Here is a 15,572-nt window from a genome sequence, read left to right as displayed (position 1 = left end):
GGCGTATCAAGAAGGAAGAATTAATGGACGCGCGTTTCGTTAAGACAGTAACTGATGCCCGTAGTATCATAGAGGATCGCGACCTTAGTTTCGTGAAGGTTGGCATCTTTGATATCGATGGTGTTCTGCGCGGCAAGTACCTGAGCAAAGATAAATTCTTCAGCATTCTTGAAAGTGGTTTTGGTTTCTGTGACGTGGTTCTGGGCTGGGACGTGAATGACCAGCTTTATGATACGGATAGTTATACCGGCTGGTCGAACGGCTATGCTGATGCCATGGTAAAGCCTGTTATCGATAGTTGTCGGGAACTCCCGATGGAAGATAACATGTTGTTTTTCCTTCTGGAGTTTGAGGATCGAGCGGCTCATGTATGCCCCCGGCAGACCCTGAAGCGGGTTATCAAGCGGGCAGAGGGTATGGGAATAAAGGCAACCGCCGCCTGTGAATTTGAGTTTTTCCTCTTTAACGAGACACCGGATTCGGTGCGCGAGAAGAACTACACTGATCTCAATACTTTCACGCCGGGTAATTTCGGCTATTCGTTCCTCCGCGCTTCTGTCGAGCATAATTTCTATGAGCAGCTTCTCGCCCTCTGCGAGGAAATGGATATGCCGATCGAAGGATTGCACACGGAAACCGGTCCTGGGGTGCTGGAGGCGGCGATTGTCTATGATGAGGCGCTGAAAGCTGCTGACAAGGGTGCGCTGTTCAAGACCTTCACCAAAATACTCGCGCAGAAAAATGATCTGATGGCGACCTTCATGGCAAAATGGTCAAAGGACGTTCCCGGCCAGAGCGGCCATATCCATCTTTCGCTTCAGGGCAAGGATGGAGAAGGGCTCTTCTTCGATGAGAGTAAAGAAGGAAATTTCAGCGACACAATGCGGTATTTTATCGGCGGTCAGCAGAAGCTGATGCCGGAACTCCTTGCCATGATTGCCCCGACGATCAATAGCTATACACGAATGATACCCGGTTTCTGGGCGCCGACGGAAGCAAGCTGGGGCATCGATAATCGAACTACCGCGCTTCGGGCAATTCCCGGGTCCAGCAAATCGCAACGTGTTGAATACCGGATCGCCGCTGCTGATATAAATCCGCATATTGCCATTGCCGCCGCGCTTGGTTCCGGCCTTTGGGGGATCGAAAACAAGATCGAGCCGACGGCGGGGGTTGTCGGCAACGCCTATGACCAGGAATTCCCCGATGAACTCACGTTGCCCAAAACATTGTGGGACGCGGCCCAGGCACTAAAAAAATCGACGGCGGCGCGGGATCTTTTTGGTGATGCGTTCGTCGATCATTACGTCGTTACCCGTGAATGGGAAGAACGGGAGTTCCGCAAAGCCATTACCGACTGGGAAATGCAACGCTATTTCGAGATTATTTGATCGGTCTTAATGGCAGGTTCAGGAGGGGAAGTTCACGGGAAACCTCAACCTCTGACCGGCACCACCCGATCTGCCTTGCGCCCATTTTCCGGTAAAAGCCAGTGGCATTCGGATCGGCTTCAATCCGCAGGTGTTTATAGCCTAGGCGCACTGCCTTTTCCGACGCGTCCCTGATAAGAGCCCGCCCGTATCCTTTCCCCATGGCGAGGGGGGAGACATAAAGCAGTTGCAATTCCGCTTCCTCCAGATCAAAAGAAGCGAGATAAAATCCGGCAATGCTGCCATCATCTTCCACCACGCCGCTCTGCCAGTCTTCAATCATCCACGGCTTCACGGTAAGGGCGGCTTCACAGCCTTTCATGAAGTCATCGGAATACCCCCAAAAAGCCTTCGATGTCAGCGCAACTTCTGTCATCGCCGGACAATCTTTTTCCGCGGCGGGTCTAATCTTCGGCGGTGACAACATCTCGAAAATATTCCTATCATGGGCCATGGCAATATTTTATCTTCCTTTATCCGGGGTTCGGCAAGGTGCTTTTTACTATTGATCGGGAATTACAAAAACCGGTTCAGAATCAATTGCGAGAACAGATTATTGCGGCCCTGATGAATGGCCAGATCGCTGCGGGTGAAAAAATGCCGTCCAGTCGGCAGCTCGCGAAGGATCTCGGGATTTCGCGAACGACCGTGATGATCGTTTATGACAAGCTGGTTGAGGGAAGTTTTCTGATTGCCTTGCCTCGGTCCGGCTATCGCGTCAGTGATATCGCCGCAAAAATAGAGACGCCGCAGTTGAGGGACTCGGGCGGCGCAAATGGGAGCAAGGTGGATTGGGAAAATTGGCTTGATGGTCGTCTCGGTACGCAAAGAAACGTCGTCAAGCCCCTGAATTGGCAGGACTATCCCTATCCCTTCGTTTATGGACAACCGGATGCCAGCCTGTTTCCCCTGCCGGCCTGGCGTGAATGCTCCCGTCAGGCAATGAGCCGGCTCGTCATGCGGGATTGGGCGAATGATGCCGTGATGGCGGACGACCCCGAATTGATCAGTGAGATTCGCTCAAAGCTACTGCCAAAGCGCGGGATTTATGCTGAAAAGAATGAAATTCTGATTACCCTCGGTGCACAGAATGCGCTCTATCTCATCGCGGCCCTGCTGATGCGGGAAGGTGTAACTGTTGGGGTCGAGAATCCGGGGTATCCGGACGCGCGCAATATCTTCGACCGACGCGGTGTATCGCTCCTGCCACTTGATGTTGATGGTGACGGGGTCGTGATCGATGAGAAGGTTGCGACATCAGATATTCTCTATATCACGCCCAGTCATCAGTGCCCGACAACGGTGACCTTGTCACCAGAGCGGCGCAAGGCAATTCTCGCGTCTGCGGCGGAAAATAACTCCCTCCTGATCGAGGATGATTTCGAGAGCGATACCAACTATAGAGGGGAATCTGTTCCTGCCCTCAAATCGGAGGATGATGAAGGGCGGATCATCTATGTCGGCAGTCTCTCCAAATCCATGTTTCCGGGCCTTCGGCTCGGCTATATTGTCGCGCCGGAACGCCTGATAAGAGAATTGCGGGCCCTTCGGCGCTTGATGCTTCGTCATGTGCCCAGCAATAATCAGCGGACGACGGCCCTTTTCATTGCGCAAGGGTATCATCTCTCCTACATCCACAAGCTTCACAAGGCTTATGGTGAGCGCTGGCACCGCATGGAGGCGGCGCTGGCAGCCCATATGCCCGGCATGACGACGGCTCCGCGTTTTGGCGGCACCAGCTTCTGGATCAAGGGGCCAGAGGGACTTAACTCAGAAAAACTGGCGGCCCGGGCCCTCGATCAGGGAGTGGTGCTGGAACCGGGCGCCGTTCATTTCATGGCGCCGGAAGCAGGCCTGCGGCACTTCCGTCTGGGTTTCTCCTCCATCGCGACTGACCGAATAGAGGAGGGAATCAAACGGCTTGCCGCCCTAATGTAGGGCTGATCCGCTGTCAATCTGGTAGATATGAATGGGTAAAACTGGTACTATGATCTTGGCAAGGAATGACTTACCTAATTTCTATCGACATATTCAACAAATCCGGAAAACGGGGGTTGCCATGGGTCATAATACAATTGAAGTTCAACCACTTACGTCCTGTATTGGCGCGGAGATAGCTGGTGTAGATCTATCAAAAACCCTTTCTGACGAGCAATTTCAGGATGTTCATGATGCGCTTGTCGATAATCATGTTGTTTTCTTTCGCAATCAGGAGATCACGCCGGAGGGCCAGCTTGAATTTGCCCGTCGTTTTGGCACCCCGGAAGTGCATCCCATCGTCGAAGGCTCGAACGCCCACCCTGAACTGATTGAGGTTCTGAAACCGGCGGGTGAGGGCGCGTCCTTCGGGACAGGCTGGCACACGGACAACACATTCTTCGAAAAGCCGACAATTATTACCATGCTCTACGGGATTGATATCCCGCCAGTTGGCGGTGATACGCTTTGGGCCAGCATGGAGGCGGCCTATGACGCTCTCTCCGATGGCATGAAGGAGCTTCTGGATGGTCTGGTTGCCGTGCATTCGGCGAGTGTGGCCTTCGATCCGCGTCACACGCGCGATAAATATGAAGGCAAGCATAGCCTTAAGTATAAATATTCTGAGGCAGTGGAAGTGGAAGTCGAGCATCCGCTGATCCGGACCCATGAAATTTCCGGCCGCAAGAGCATTTTCGTCAACCCGATGTTCACCCTTCGCATCAAGGGCATGACGGATGCGGAAAGCGCGCCGCTGCTGAAATATCTTTATGAGTTCTCGACCAAGCCCGAATTTTTTTGCCGCTTCCGCTGGCAGGAGAAATCCGTCGCCATGTGGGATAACCGCTGCACCCAGCATTATGCGATGAATGACTATGTTCAATATCGGCGGTTTATGCGCCGGGTCACCATTGGCGGCGATACGCGCCCTGTATAAGGATAAGTCTGAAAATGGTGGGCAAAACGGCGCGATTTCTTGTACTTGACGGCTATCCGGAGGATCATCGCGGTCCCTTGGCCGACAATGGCGGAACACTTGCGGGTGATCTCTATGCGCAAATGCTGAAAGAGTGCGAGTCTGGATGCGAGGTGGACATCGTTTTTCCGGCGGATGCAGATTGCAGGCTTCCTTCCGGCACTGCTCTTGATGGCTATCACGGAATCTGCTGGACGGGATCGAGCCTGACCATTCATGATGAGGCGGACCCGCGCGTGACCCGCCAGATCGCGTTCGCCAAGGCGGCTTATGAAGCGCAGGTTCCCATGTTCGGAAGCTGCTGGGCGGCGCAGATGGCGGTAACAGCTGCGGGCGGCAAATGCGCAAAGAATCCCAAAGGGCGGGAGTTTGGCCTTGCCCGCAAGATAAGTCTGAATGACGCGGGACGGGCCCATCCGATGTTTGCTGGCAAAAAATTGGTGTTTGATGGTTTTACCAGTCATGAGGATGAAGTCTCGGAGCTGCCCGAGGGGGCCGTCTTGCTTGCCGGAAATGATTTCACCCGTGTGCAGGCGGTTGACGTGACCCATAAGGGCGGCAGTTTCTGGGCGGTGCAATATCATCCGGAGTATGACTTCAACGAGGTGGCGAGCCTCTGCCGCTGGCGCCGTGAGGGGCTGACAAAGCAGGGAAATTTTGCGTCGCTGGAGGATGCGGACCGGTTTATCTCCAAGATGCAGGCGTTACATGAACATCCGGCCGCCAGCCACCTGAGATGGCAGCTTGGCGTGGATGACGATGTGTTGACAGACAGCATCAAGCAGCAGGAAGTTCGCAACTGGATTAAAGTAAAAATTCATCCCCGCCTGAACGATTAGGAATACAGTCTGGTAAAATTTCAGGCAATCAGGATTCGGTCGCGACCAATTTTGTCAATAATGCTCTGCGGGGGCAGTTGATCGGTCAGGAGAAGGTCAACAGCGCCAAAATCGCATACCTTGACTACTCCTGGTCGATTGAATTTTGTATGATCGGCAACGACGATAACACTGGCGGTCTGAGGCAGGATCGCCCGCTTGAACTCAGCCTCGCCAAGATCACAATCCAGAAACCCCTGTTCGGCACTAATCGCGGCAATCGAGAGTATGACCCGTTCCGTTGCGAATTGTTTGGCAAAGTTCACCGCCGTCGGTCCATAGGCCGCGCTATCGTCCGCCCGGAGTTCACCGCCCGCCATATATACCTTGTTATTATTGCGGGCGCAAAGATCGCGCGCGACTTCTGTCGAGTTGGTGACCACCGTCAAATTTCGGTGCGAACTCAGTGCTTTCGCCACGTAGCAGGACGTGCTGCCATTATCAATCAGCAGGGTTTCTCCGTCGAGGATGAGAGAGGCGGCAAGTTCCGCAATTCGTTTCTTGACCGGGCGTTGAACCTCAAGGCGACGTAAAAACGGTGCTTCAAGTGCAGTGTTGGGGAGCATCACGCCGCCGTGGATTTTTTCCACGGCACCGAATTTCGCCATTTCCTTGATGTCGCGGCGAATCGTTTCATCCGAAACCCCTAACTTCTTCGCTAGATCGATTATCCCGCAGGATTTTTCAACCTGTAGCATGTTCATAATGGCGAGTTGTCGTTTCGTCTGTTTCATCTTGCCACCCCTCCTGAACAACCAATAGAAGACTTTTCATAGGAAAAGTAGCATCTTTTGGAGATAATTACAGCAAATTGTGGAAGTCCACATTCTTGGCCCTTTCAGGCCACAAAAATACTTACACAAATCATGTTTTAGCAAAAAAATCAGGTTAGAATTTTTTTGAATAATGATAGACATATCAATCGCCTAGATTGGAGAATATAGATGTCGGAAAGTTTAAAAACGTTCAGCCCGGTGGATGGTAGTCTCTATGTAGAGCGAGCCTATACGCCCCTATCGACGATTGATGATATGCTTGATGCCGCGCAGGCGGCCCAGCGGGAATGGCGCCTGGTGCCGATTGCGGAACGAGCGGCGTTGCTTCAAAAATGCGTTGATCGTTTTGTTTCCAAGAAAGATGTGATTGTTGAGGAACTCGCCTGGCAGATGGGCCGACCGGTCAAATTCGGCGCAGGTGAGGTAGGTGGCTTTGAGGAACGCTCTCGCCATATGATCTCAATTGCCGAGAAAGCGCTGCAAACCGTTGAGGTTCCCGAAAAAGAAGGCTTTACACGCTATATCAAGCGAGAGCCTGTTGGCGTGGTCTTTACCATTGCGCCCTGGAATTTCCCTTATATGACGGCGGTGAATTCCATTGTTCCGGCGTTGATGGCGGGTAATGCCGTTATCCTGAAGCATGCCACGCAGACTCATCTCTGCGGGGAGCGGATGGTCGAAGCCTTTGTCGAGGCAGGCTTACCCAAAGATCTATTCCAGGTCGTTGTCGCCAGTCACCAGACCGCTGCGTCTATCATTCAATCCGACAAGGTAAACTTTGTCTGTTTTACGGGCTCCGTCCCGGCGGGTAAAGCCATTGAAGAGGCCGCCGTCGGGCATTTCATTGGTGTCGGGCTGGAACTTGGCGGCAAGGATCCGGCGTATGTCCGCGCCGATGCCGATGTGTCCTATGCCGCGGAAAATCTTGTTGATGGCGCAATGTTCAATTCTGGTCAGTCCTGCTGCGGGATTGAGAGGATTTATGTCCATGCTGACGTTTATGATGACTTCGTTGCAAAGTTTGTTGATGTGGTGAAGGAGTATAAGCTCGGCTCCCCGGTTGATCCGGAGACAACACTTGGCCCGTTGGTCAATGCGAAGGCCGCGGACTTTGTGCGCGGGCAGGTAGCTGATGCGGTGAAGGCAGGGGCTAAATCTCTGATTGACCCGAAACTTTTCCCGGAAGACAAGCCGGGTACGCCTTATCTCGCCCCGGATGTGGTTGTCGATGTTGATCACAGCATGCGGATCATGACCGAGGAGAGCTTTGGCCCGGTTGTGGGTATCATGAAAGTTGCCTCCGATGAGGAAGCGATCCGCCTGATGAATGATAGTGAGTTCGGCCTCACCGCGTCCGTCTGGACAAATGACGAAGAGGCGGCGATCCGCATTGGCGATCAGGTCGCGACCGGTACGTGGTTTATGAACCGTTGCGATTATCTTGATCCGGCGCTTGCCTGGACGGGTGTGAAAAATTCGGGGCGCGGCTGTACCTTGTCGTCGGTGGGCTATGAAAGCCTGACGCGGCCAAAATCATATCATTTACGGACTAAAATTTAAGGGGTTATAGATGGCAACTGACGCGAGCGCCCTCATAGGGAACTGGAACTACCCGACTGCCATGCGGTTCGGAATTGGTCGACTGCGGGAACTTGGGGAAACCTGCAAGGAAGTGGGGATGAAGAACCCGCTTCTGGTAACGGATCCGGGCCTTGCGGCGCTTCCGATGATTCAGGAAGCCATGGACTCCTGCAAAGAGGCGGGTATCGGCTGCGGCCTTTACAGTAATATCAAGGCAAATCCGGTTGGGGAAAATGTCGATGAGGGTGTCGCGATCTATAAAGCTGGTGGTCATGATGGCGTAATTGCCTTCGGCGGCGGGTCCGGGATTGACGCGGCCAAGGCCGTTGCAGTGATGGCCAATCAAACGGAAACTGTGTTCGGCTATCTTGAAGGTGGCCGTGATTGGGAAGATATTCCAGCAGGCGACGTGCCGCCAATCATTGCAATCCCGACCACATCAGGTACCGGTTCCGAGGTGGGGCGTGCCTCCATCATCACCGATGAGGCAAATCATGTGAAGCGGATCGTCTTCAATCCGAAGATGATGCCCGCCGTCGTGATTGCAGATCCGGCGCTGACCGTGGGCTTGCCCAAAATGATAACCGCTGCGACGGGTATTGATGCGCTGTCGCATAATCTGGAGGCGTTCTGTTCGCCGCATTTTCATCCGATGGCGGAAGGAATTGCCATTGAAGGCATTCGCTTGGTGAAGGAATATCTGCCAACAGCGACGTTTGAAGGGGATAACCTTATCGCCCGCAGCCAAATGATGATTGCTTCCTCCATGGGCGCAACGGCGTTTCAGCGTGGTCTCGGTGGAATGCATGCGCTCGCTCACCCTCTGGGAGCGCTTTACGATGCGCATCACGGCATGCTGAACGCGATCCTGATGCCTTATGTGTTGATTCGGAACCGCGATGTGATTAAGGATCGAATGGTGCGGTTGTCCGCCTATCTTGGACTTGCCAATCCATCCTTTGACTCATTCCTGGCCTGGGTTCTCGCGATCCGTAAGGAACTGGAAATCCCGAATGATTTGTCAGCCCTGAATATCGACACGGCAAAGGCGGAGCTTGTCGGTCGGATGGCTGTTGAGGACCCTTCGGCGGGTGGTAATCCTATTTCACTCACATCAGAGGAGTATGCGCGTCTGTTTGAAAAGGCAGTAACTGGTGATTTGAACGCATAGTGATCGTCCTCCCTGGTAAACTCTGTGGGACTTTTGCAGGAAAATGTTGATTTTCTTGGGTTTATGCATGCAATTAGACTGAGTAAGTTTTTTTAATAAATCCGGTGGTGCTCACCGGGCAAAGGGGCAAGCGTTTTGGACGGAACAATTGTTCTTATCAATCTGTTGGGCGGCGTGGCCCTTCTCCTGTGGGGCCTCAGAATGGTCAGTACGGGAGTTGTGCGCGCTTTTGGCCGTGAACTTGGCCTTTTTCTGAAATTCTGTCTCAAGAATCGTATTCGGGCCTTCTTTGGAGGGCTGACGGTGACAATGCTGCTGCAAAGCAGTACAGCAACGGCGTTGTTGACGGCATCCTTTGCCGGACGGGGCCTGCTGCCGGCGACAGCGGCCATTGCCATCATTCTTGGGGCGGATGTCGGAACGACCCTTGTCGCTCAGGTGCTTAGCCTTGATCTTTCGATGCTTGCGCCGGTGTTGCTGTTTATCGGATATGTTCGCCATGCCACGGCAATTTCCACAAGATCGAAGAATTTGGGGCGCATAATGCTGGGTCTGGGCATCATGTTGAGCGCCCTTAAAATGCTGTCTCTCGCATCGGAACCAATCCGCGATTCCTCTGTGTCGCAGTTTGTGTTGAGCTCACTGTCCGGAGAGCCTGTGCTTGTGGTCCTGATTGCGGCCATTATCACCCTAATTGCGCATTCCTCCCTGGCGACGGTTCTTTTCGCGCTGTCGTTGTCGTTGAGCGGTCATTTCCCGATTGATGTTGCCTATGCGATTGTTCTTGGTGCCAACCTTGGCGGTGCCGTACCGCCGATAATGGCAACACTCAAGGCGGAAAAAGCCGCGCGCCGGGCCCCTCTTGCCAATCTTATCTGTCGCCTGATTATTGTTATTTCGATCATTCCCTTTATAGGGTTGCTTGAGCCGCAGCTTTCCGCCTTCGAGGCTGACCATGCGCGTCAAATCGTGAATTTCCATACCTTGATCAATCTCGCCTGTGCCTTGGTTTTCCTGCCCTTTGTGGGTCCCCTTGGCCGGTTGACGGAGCGTCTGCTCCCCGAGGATGCGGAAGAAGACGTCAATATGCCGCAACCGCAATATCTTGATAAGGCCGCCCTGGAAAGCCCACAACTCGCCATGGCGAACTCGGTGCGCGAGACCTTGAGGATGGGAGATGTGCTCGAAAAGATGTGCCGGTCTCTCCGTCAAACCTTCGGCGGGAAAGAGACACATCTTTTCCGGAAAATCCGGGAAGACAACGCGATTATCAAGGAGTTTGATGGGGCAATCAAAACTTACCTGACGCAGCTTGGCCGGGAGTCACTGGATGAGCAGGATGAAAAACGTTGTACCGAAATCCTGAATTTCACCACAGCCATCGACCATATCAGCAATATCGTCGTGATGAATATGCTGGAGCTTGTGGAGACGGTTCACAAAAACCAGATTGCTCTTTCTGATGAGGATTTGCAGGACGAATTGCGCCTGCTTGATATGGTTCTGGATAATTTGCGCATGTCGTTCAGTGTGATGATGACGGGTAATGCGGTTTCGGCCAGTAACCTGATCCAGCGCAAGCAGATATTCCGCGAAGCGGAAAGGAAGGCGGTTAATGATCATTTGCGGCGCCTCAGAAATGATCAGATGCTTGACCAGGAAGCAAGTGCTATTCACCTGAGCCTGCTCAGTGACATGCGGCGGATCAACTCGGTCCTGTCGTCGAATGCCTATCTAGTCGCCGGTCAGAAAGAACAGTAATCCGCGCTATTGCCCGAGTTTGGAGAATATCCGGTCGGGAAAGTCGGTAATGACCGCATCCACCCCCCAGTCGAGCAGCTTCTTGGCTTCTTCCGGATCGTTCACAGTATAGACAAGCACGCGATATCCCGCGCTCTTGATGGCATCGACATGATCTTTTGTCACATAATGCCGTTCGCAGTGAAGGGAGGCGCAGTCATATTCCGCCATCCGACGTTCCCAATCGGGCGGAATGGCAGAAGTAAGGTAACCAAGCGGGACATCAGGAAGATACCGCCTTACCTCAATCAGGCATTCCACCGCGAAGGAAGAAATCAGCAGCGGCAGTGCATCTGGCCAGCAATCGAGAAGTTCCTTCGCGACCTGCTTTGTGGTCGGGATCTGCCAGCCAGCTGTGGGCTTGATCTCAAGATTAAGACCAAGGCCAAGTTCCTGCACAAGACCGACCGCTTCTTTCAAGGTCGGAATTCGCTCGCCTTCAAATTCAGGCGCGAACCAGCTTCCGGCGTCAAGGGCGCGGACATCCTCAAGCGATTTGAGCAGGATAGGCCCTGTGCCGTTAGTGCATCGGCGTACATCACTGTCATGCTGGATCACGGCGACGGAATCGCGTGTTATCGTAACGTCAATTTCAACGAAGGAGGTTGTTATCTCAGCCGCCTTGCGTAGGGCGGCCAGTGTGTTTTCCGGCGCATGGCCGCTGGCGCCGCGATGGCCGATGATTTTCGGCATTTGGCTAAAAACTGCGTCTGCTTGTATCATACCAATTCTCCTGCTGACCAGTCGATCGGTGCCTGTCCAGTGCGTTGAAGATAATCATTCGCCATTGAAAAATGGCCGTTGCCGATGAAGCCGCGATGGGCGGAGAGTGGAGACGGATGCGGGCTTTGCAGCACGAGATGCTTCTTCCGGTCAATAAATCGACCCTTTTTCTGTGCATAATTGCCCCAGAGCATGAAGACGAGATTGTCGCGCTTCTCATTCAGCGCCGCGATGGCAGCGTCAGTAAACCGTTCCCAGCCCTTGCCCTGATGCGCTCCGGCGGTCGCCTTTTCCACGGTAAGAACGGCATTCAACAGCAGAACCCCTTGATCAGCCCAATGTTCCAGATTGCCGTGGCTTGGAGTAGGGATATTGAGGTCTCGATTCAATTCTTGATAGATGTTCCGTAACGATGGCGGAGTGGGGACACCGGGTAGAACGGAAAAGCTGAGGCCATGCGCCTGACCCGGCCCGTGGTAGGGGTCCTGCCCCAGAATAACCAGCTTGACCTTATTGAAAGGCGTATGATCAAGTGCCGCGAAAATATTGTCGCCTGGCGGATAAATGATTTTCCCAGCCGCCTTCTCGGACGATAGAAACTGCCGCAAATCATGCATATAGGGCTTGTCGAACTCCGGCCTTAGTTGCTCGAGCCAGCTTTTTTCCAGCTTAATGTCGCTCAAACCTGCCCCTCTTAAAGTCGGTGGAAAGGGTTCATGTCAATCCCTCGGAGAATTCTTCACCTTTTCTATTATGATTCTGTTTTATTGCAAATTAATTATGCTCGACATTATTTGATTTGAGCGTGTTTTACCCAGAGCGTTTACCTTTCCCCTTTGTAAGCCATTCAAGGGGTGTCGCAAGAAGTCCTTTGGGAAGCAGGACAACACTTACCATAAAGGTGAGCCCGAGAATCAGGATCCAGTAATTGCCAAATATTTCGGAAAGCCAGCTTTCCGCCGTTCGGGTCAGAATAGCACCAAGAAATGCCGCGAGCAGCATTTCCTTGCCACCGATAGCGACCCAGATCAGCACCTCTGTCGAGAGGGTGAAGCCGATCAGAGTCGGCGAGGCGAATCCATCCAGTGTGACGAAGATGGCGCCCGCCAGTCCGGCAATAGCAGCGCTCAACGCGAAAACGGAAAGCCGGATGCTGAGGACGCTGTATCCAAGTGACGAAAGCCGGTCGGGATGGGTGCGACTGGCTGTGAGCTTGAGGCCATAGGCGGATTTGAGAAGCAGGGAGGTTCCAAAATAAACAACGGTGACAACGCCAAGGACAGCATAGAAAGTCGGTAGGCGATCCCAAAGCTCAAAGCTTGCGCCGAAGAAGGTGAGCTTGATTGGCGGGACATTGAGCAGGCCGTTGTAGCCGCCAAGCGCGTACCAGTTATTCATCAGCCGTTCCAGCACCAGTGTGATGGCGAGCGTGATAATGGCGAGATAGGCGCCGCTAATCCCCCGGCCGGCAAATAGAAAATAGCCCAGCGCAAGGGCAAAAAGCGCTGCCCCCGCCATCGCGGCGAGCAGGCCGATATAGCTGCTGGTAAGGTCAGGCAGGATCATTCCCTTGGTCAGAACCGCCATGATATAGCCGCCGATCCCGAAAAACATTGCCTGCCCAAAACACAGGATGCCGCCATATCCCCAAACAAGTGACAAGGAAATGGCGAGGAGCCCATAGACGAGATAGGCCGTGAGTTGACCTGTCCAGTAACTCCCAATGACGAGCGGTGAGGCAGCAAGGGCCGCAAAGATCAGAAGAGCAACCAGGTTATTTCGCACGGCGCCCTCCCATGATGCCCTCTGGTTTCAGGCGTATAATCAGAATTGCAATGACATAGACCGTGATCATCGCCGCGACAGGAGATATCCAGACGGCGAGCAGGTTGTTGACGCCGCCGACAACAGCGCCGCCCACCAATACCCCGGCGAGCGGCCCGGCGCCCCCAACAAGGATTGAGAGGAACCCTGGCACCAGATACCCGAGCCCCATTTGTGGATCGACGCTGATTATCGGGGCGACGAGGGCGCCAGCAAGACCCGCAAGCGCAGTGCCGATTACAAAACTCCAGCGGTACATGCGCCGGGTATCGATCCCGAGGGTCGCCGCGGTTGCGGGCCGCGCAATGACGGCACGGGCCATCAGGCCAAAATCCGTCCGGGTGAAGAGCCAGAAGGTGGCACCAATAAGAAGGACCGATGACGCCATCAGGATCAGTCGGTAGAGCGGATAGCTGAACGCCCCGATTTCGAGACTGCCATCGACGGGCAGGGTGACACTTTGCGATTCCGGACCAAAGGTCAGCACCACAAGCTGTTTAAGGGCAATGGAAAGGCCCCAGGTCGCCAGAATGGTATCGAGTGGCCGGAGATAGATATGGCGGATCAAGGCTGCCTCAATCAGGAGGCCCAAAAACCCAACAATGACAGGGGCAAGGAGTATTCCAGCCCAGAAGGGAAGGCCAACGTCTTGCAAGGCCACCATCACATAAGCGCCGATCATGAACAGCTCGCCATGGGCCATATTGATTACCCCCATCATGCCGAAAACGATCATCAGGCCGAGCGCGACCAGTACCAGAATCAGGATGTAAGAGGAAACATCAAGGATTATCGGGAAAAGTTCATTCATAGCATTAACTTTCTATACCGATAGGTAGCGATGCAGAAGACTGTCATCCTGGCGAAGTGCCGCAATATCACATCGTTCCTGTATCGCACCATTTTCCATGAAGAATACTTCTTCTGCGAGGGTCCGGACCATATCCACATTCTGCTCCACGATGAGAATGCCAAGCCCGGTTTCACGGGCGATGCGGCGAAGCTGTAGGCCAATTTCATGGACAATGCTGGGCTGAATTCCCTCTGTCGGCTCATCAAGCAGGAGCATGCTTGGTTTTCCGATCAGCGCCCGCGCGATGGCGAGAATTTGCTGCTGTCCACCGGAAAAGGTTCCGGCCCGCTGTTCCGATCGTTCTTTCAGGATCGGAAACCAGTCATAAATCTTTTCAAGTGGCAGAACGGCACCGGTGTTGTGTCCTAGCTGGCTTAAATGAAGGTTTTCGGCGACGGTGAAGTCTGAAAATATCTCCCGGCCCTGAGGCACATACCCCAAACCCGCGCGGGAAATAAGATGGGTCGGTTGCTTTTCGATGGGCGCGCCATTGAAAATGATTTGCCCCGATCTTGCCTTGATCAACCCCATGATGGTTTTTAGCAAGGTTGTTTTCCCCATGCCATTTCGACCCATCAGTGCCGTGACCTGACCGGGGTCGATCCGGCAGGAAATATCATGGAGTACCATTGCCTCCCCATAGCCCGCGGAAAGTTTATGTATATCAAGCATTGGCCATGGCCTCCGTTTGGCCAAAGTAAAGGGCCTTTACTTCGTCATCATTCCGAATTTCCGTAAAATTCCCTGACTTTAAGATCTGCCCTTTTGACATAACATGAAGCGGGCAGGCGAGATGCTCGATAAAGCCCATATCATGTTCAATGACCAGAACCGTCATGCCTCGCTCCCGGTTGATGCGGGTGATCAGGTCCGCGGTTGCGCGTGTTTCCGCGCCTGTCATACCGGCTGTTGGTTCATCCAGCAGGATCAGGGATGGCGCCTGCGCCAGAAGCATACCAATCTCAAGCCATTGTTTTTGGCCATGCGCCAATTCTCCCGCGAGCATATCCGGATCTTTGGTAAGGTTTATTTGAGCGAGGATTTCCGCGATTATTTCCTGCTGGCTCTTGTTTTTCGCGGCAACAATCAGATTTTCTCGAACCGTCAATTCCTCGAATATAGCCGGAACCTGGAATTTGCGGCCGATACCAAGGCGGGCGATCTTATGTGGTGGCCAGCGGGTAATGTTCTGGCCCTTAAATCTTATTTCTCCGCTATCCGGTGTCAGCACGCCGGTTATCAGGTTAAAGAGGGTCGATTTTCCGCATCCGTTCGGGCCGACCAGCGCGTTCAGGCTCCCTTCCGCTATGTCGAGTGTAAAGTTATCGGTGGCGCGAAGGCCATCGAAATTCTTAACCAGGGATCTTAATTCCAGAAAAGCCATGCAGAGCCAGCCGATTCATTCCAGTTTATACGTACACCAATAAATCAAGAACGTGCACATACAAAGTTTTAGTATGTGTACCGTTGAATTTCAGGATTTTTCGCCAAAATCCGGTCAATATGTCGTTGTATAATGGTAATTAATTGATTCTTTTACAGTAACTGGCATAACCATGCACAATTCAATTTAACAAACAACT

15 protein-coding genes are annotated in these 15,572 nt (G+C 53.2%); 7 read left to right on the top strand and 8 right to left on the bottom strand.

Annotation, left to right across the window (positions count from 1 at the left end):
* The first annotated feature begins 23 nt into the window (after window positions 1-23).
* Window positions 24-1,391, top strand: a complete 1,368-nt coding sequence (locus GQE98_RS14540) for a glutamine synthetase family protein (RefSeq protein ID WP_161316441.1) — start codon at window positions 24-26, stop codon at window positions 1,389-1,391.
* Here the strand turns inward: GQE98_RS14540 and GQE98_RS14535 are convergent.
* Entirely contained in the window at window positions 1,384-1,884 is a 501-nt protein-coding gene (locus GQE98_RS14535; RefSeq protein WP_161316440.1) for a GNAT family N-acetyltransferase, read from the bottom strand. The two genes, GQE98_RS14540 and GQE98_RS14535, sit on opposite strands and share 8 nt — an antisense overlap.
* Before the next feature lie 38 nt (window positions 1,885-1,922).
* Here GQE98_RS14535 and pdxR point away from each other — a divergent pair, with 38 nt between their 5' ends.
* From pdxR to GQE98_RS14520, 3 genes are all read left to right on the top strand, one after another.
* On the top strand, window positions 1,923-3,368 hold the full coding sequence (pdxR, locus tag GQE98_RS14530) for a MocR-like pyridoxine biosynthesis transcription factor PdxR (protein ID WP_202526325.1): 1,446 nt from the start codon (window positions 1,923-1,925) through the stop codon (window positions 3,366-3,368).
* A 121-nt stretch (window positions 3,369-3,489) separates the two neighbouring features.
* Window positions 3,490-4,344 (top strand): TauD/TfdA dioxygenase family protein, encoded by an 855-nt coding sequence (locus tag GQE98_RS14525; protein ID WP_161316439.1) that lies wholly within the window; start codon window positions 3,490-3,492, stop codon window positions 4,342-4,344.
* Window positions 4,345-4,358: 14 nt separating this feature from the next.
* On the top strand, window positions 4,359-5,222 hold the full coding sequence (locus GQE98_RS14520; protein WP_161316438.1) for a type 1 glutamine amidotransferase: 864 nt from the start codon (window positions 4,359-4,361) through the stop codon (window positions 5,220-5,222).
* A gap of 20 nt (window positions 5,223-5,242) precedes the next feature.
* On the opposite strand, the gene GQE98_RS14515 is transcribed toward GQE98_RS14520, so the two are convergent.
* Complete coding sequence (locus GQE98_RS14515) at window positions 5,243-5,995, bottom strand: DeoR/GlpR family DNA-binding transcription regulator (RefSeq protein ID WP_161316437.1); 753 nt, start codon at window positions 5,993-5,995, stop codon at window positions 5,243-5,245.
* Between the two features lie 210 nt (window positions 5,996-6,205).
* Between GQE98_RS14515 and GQE98_RS14510 the strand changes: the two genes are divergently transcribed.
* The 3 genes from GQE98_RS14510 to GQE98_RS14500 all read left to right on the top strand — a co-directional run bounded on the left by GQE98_RS14510 (window position 6,206) and on the right by GQE98_RS14500 (window position 10,550).
* Window positions 6,206-7,597: an aldehyde dehydrogenase family protein gene (locus GQE98_RS14510; protein WP_161316436.1), complete on the top strand. Its 1,392-nt coding sequence runs from the start codon at window positions 6,206-6,208 to the stop codon at window positions 7,595-7,597.
* A gap of 10 nt (window positions 7,598-7,607) precedes the next feature.
* Window positions 7,608-8,789: an iron-containing alcohol dehydrogenase gene (locus tag GQE98_RS14505; protein ID WP_161316435.1), complete on the top strand. Its 1,182-nt coding sequence runs from the start codon at window positions 7,608-7,610 to the stop codon at window positions 8,787-8,789.
* Between the two features lie 135 nt (window positions 8,790-8,924).
* Complete coding sequence (locus GQE98_RS14500; protein WP_161316434.1) at window positions 8,925-10,550, top strand: Na/Pi cotransporter family protein; 1,626 nt, start codon at window positions 8,925-8,927, stop codon at window positions 10,548-10,550.
* A gap of 6 nt (window positions 10,551-10,556) precedes the next feature.
* Here the strand turns inward: GQE98_RS14500 and GQE98_RS14495 are convergent, their stop codons facing one another.
* The 6 genes from GQE98_RS14495 to GQE98_RS14470 all read right to left on the bottom strand — a co-directional run bounded on the left by GQE98_RS14495 (window position 10,557) and on the right by GQE98_RS14470 (window position 15,373).
* The gene (locus tag GQE98_RS14495; RefSeq protein WP_161316433.1) at window positions 10,557-11,312 is read right to left on the bottom strand and encodes a glycerophosphoryl diester phosphodiesterase; all 756 of its coding nucleotides are present in this window, start codon (window positions 11,310-11,312) and stop codon (window positions 10,557-10,559) included.
* Window positions 11,309-11,995 (bottom strand): uracil-DNA glycosylase, encoded by a 687-nt coding sequence (ung, locus tag GQE98_RS14490; RefSeq protein WP_161316432.1) that lies wholly within the window; start codon window positions 11,993-11,995, stop codon window positions 11,309-11,311. The genes GQE98_RS14495 and ung overlap by 4 nt, the downstream gene beginning before the upstream one ends.
* Window positions 11,996-12,122: 127 nt before the next feature.
* Complete coding sequence (locus GQE98_RS14485; protein WP_161316431.1) at window positions 12,123-13,097, bottom strand: ABC transporter permease subunit; 975 nt, start codon at window positions 13,095-13,097, stop codon at window positions 12,123-12,125.
* Window positions 13,087-13,947: a branched-chain amino acid ABC transporter permease gene (locus GQE98_RS14480; protein WP_161316430.1), complete on the bottom strand. Its 861-nt coding sequence runs from the start codon at window positions 13,945-13,947 to the stop codon at window positions 13,087-13,089. The genes GQE98_RS14485 and GQE98_RS14480 overlap by 11 nt, the downstream gene beginning before the upstream one ends.
* A 12-nt stretch (window positions 13,948-13,959) precedes the next feature.
* Window positions 13,960-14,661, bottom strand: a complete 702-nt coding sequence (locus tag GQE98_RS14475; protein WP_161316429.1) for an ABC transporter ATP-binding protein — start codon at window positions 14,659-14,661, stop codon at window positions 13,960-13,962.
* Complete coding sequence (locus GQE98_RS14470) at window positions 14,654-15,373, bottom strand: ABC transporter ATP-binding protein (protein ID WP_161316428.1); 720 nt, start codon at window positions 15,371-15,373, stop codon at window positions 14,654-14,656. Before GQE98_RS14470 ends, GQE98_RS14475 begins: the two co-directional genes overlap by 8 nt.
* Window positions 15,374-15,572: the final 199 nt, after the last annotated feature.

The organism is Sneathiella litorea (assembly GCF_009882915.1).
GTDB classification, from domain to species: domain Bacteria; phylum Pseudomonadota; class Alphaproteobacteria; order Sneathiellales; family Sneathiellaceae; genus Sneathiella; species Sneathiella litorea.
Note: the sequence above shows the minus strand (reverse complement) of the source record. Positions and strands in the feature narration are given on the sequence as shown.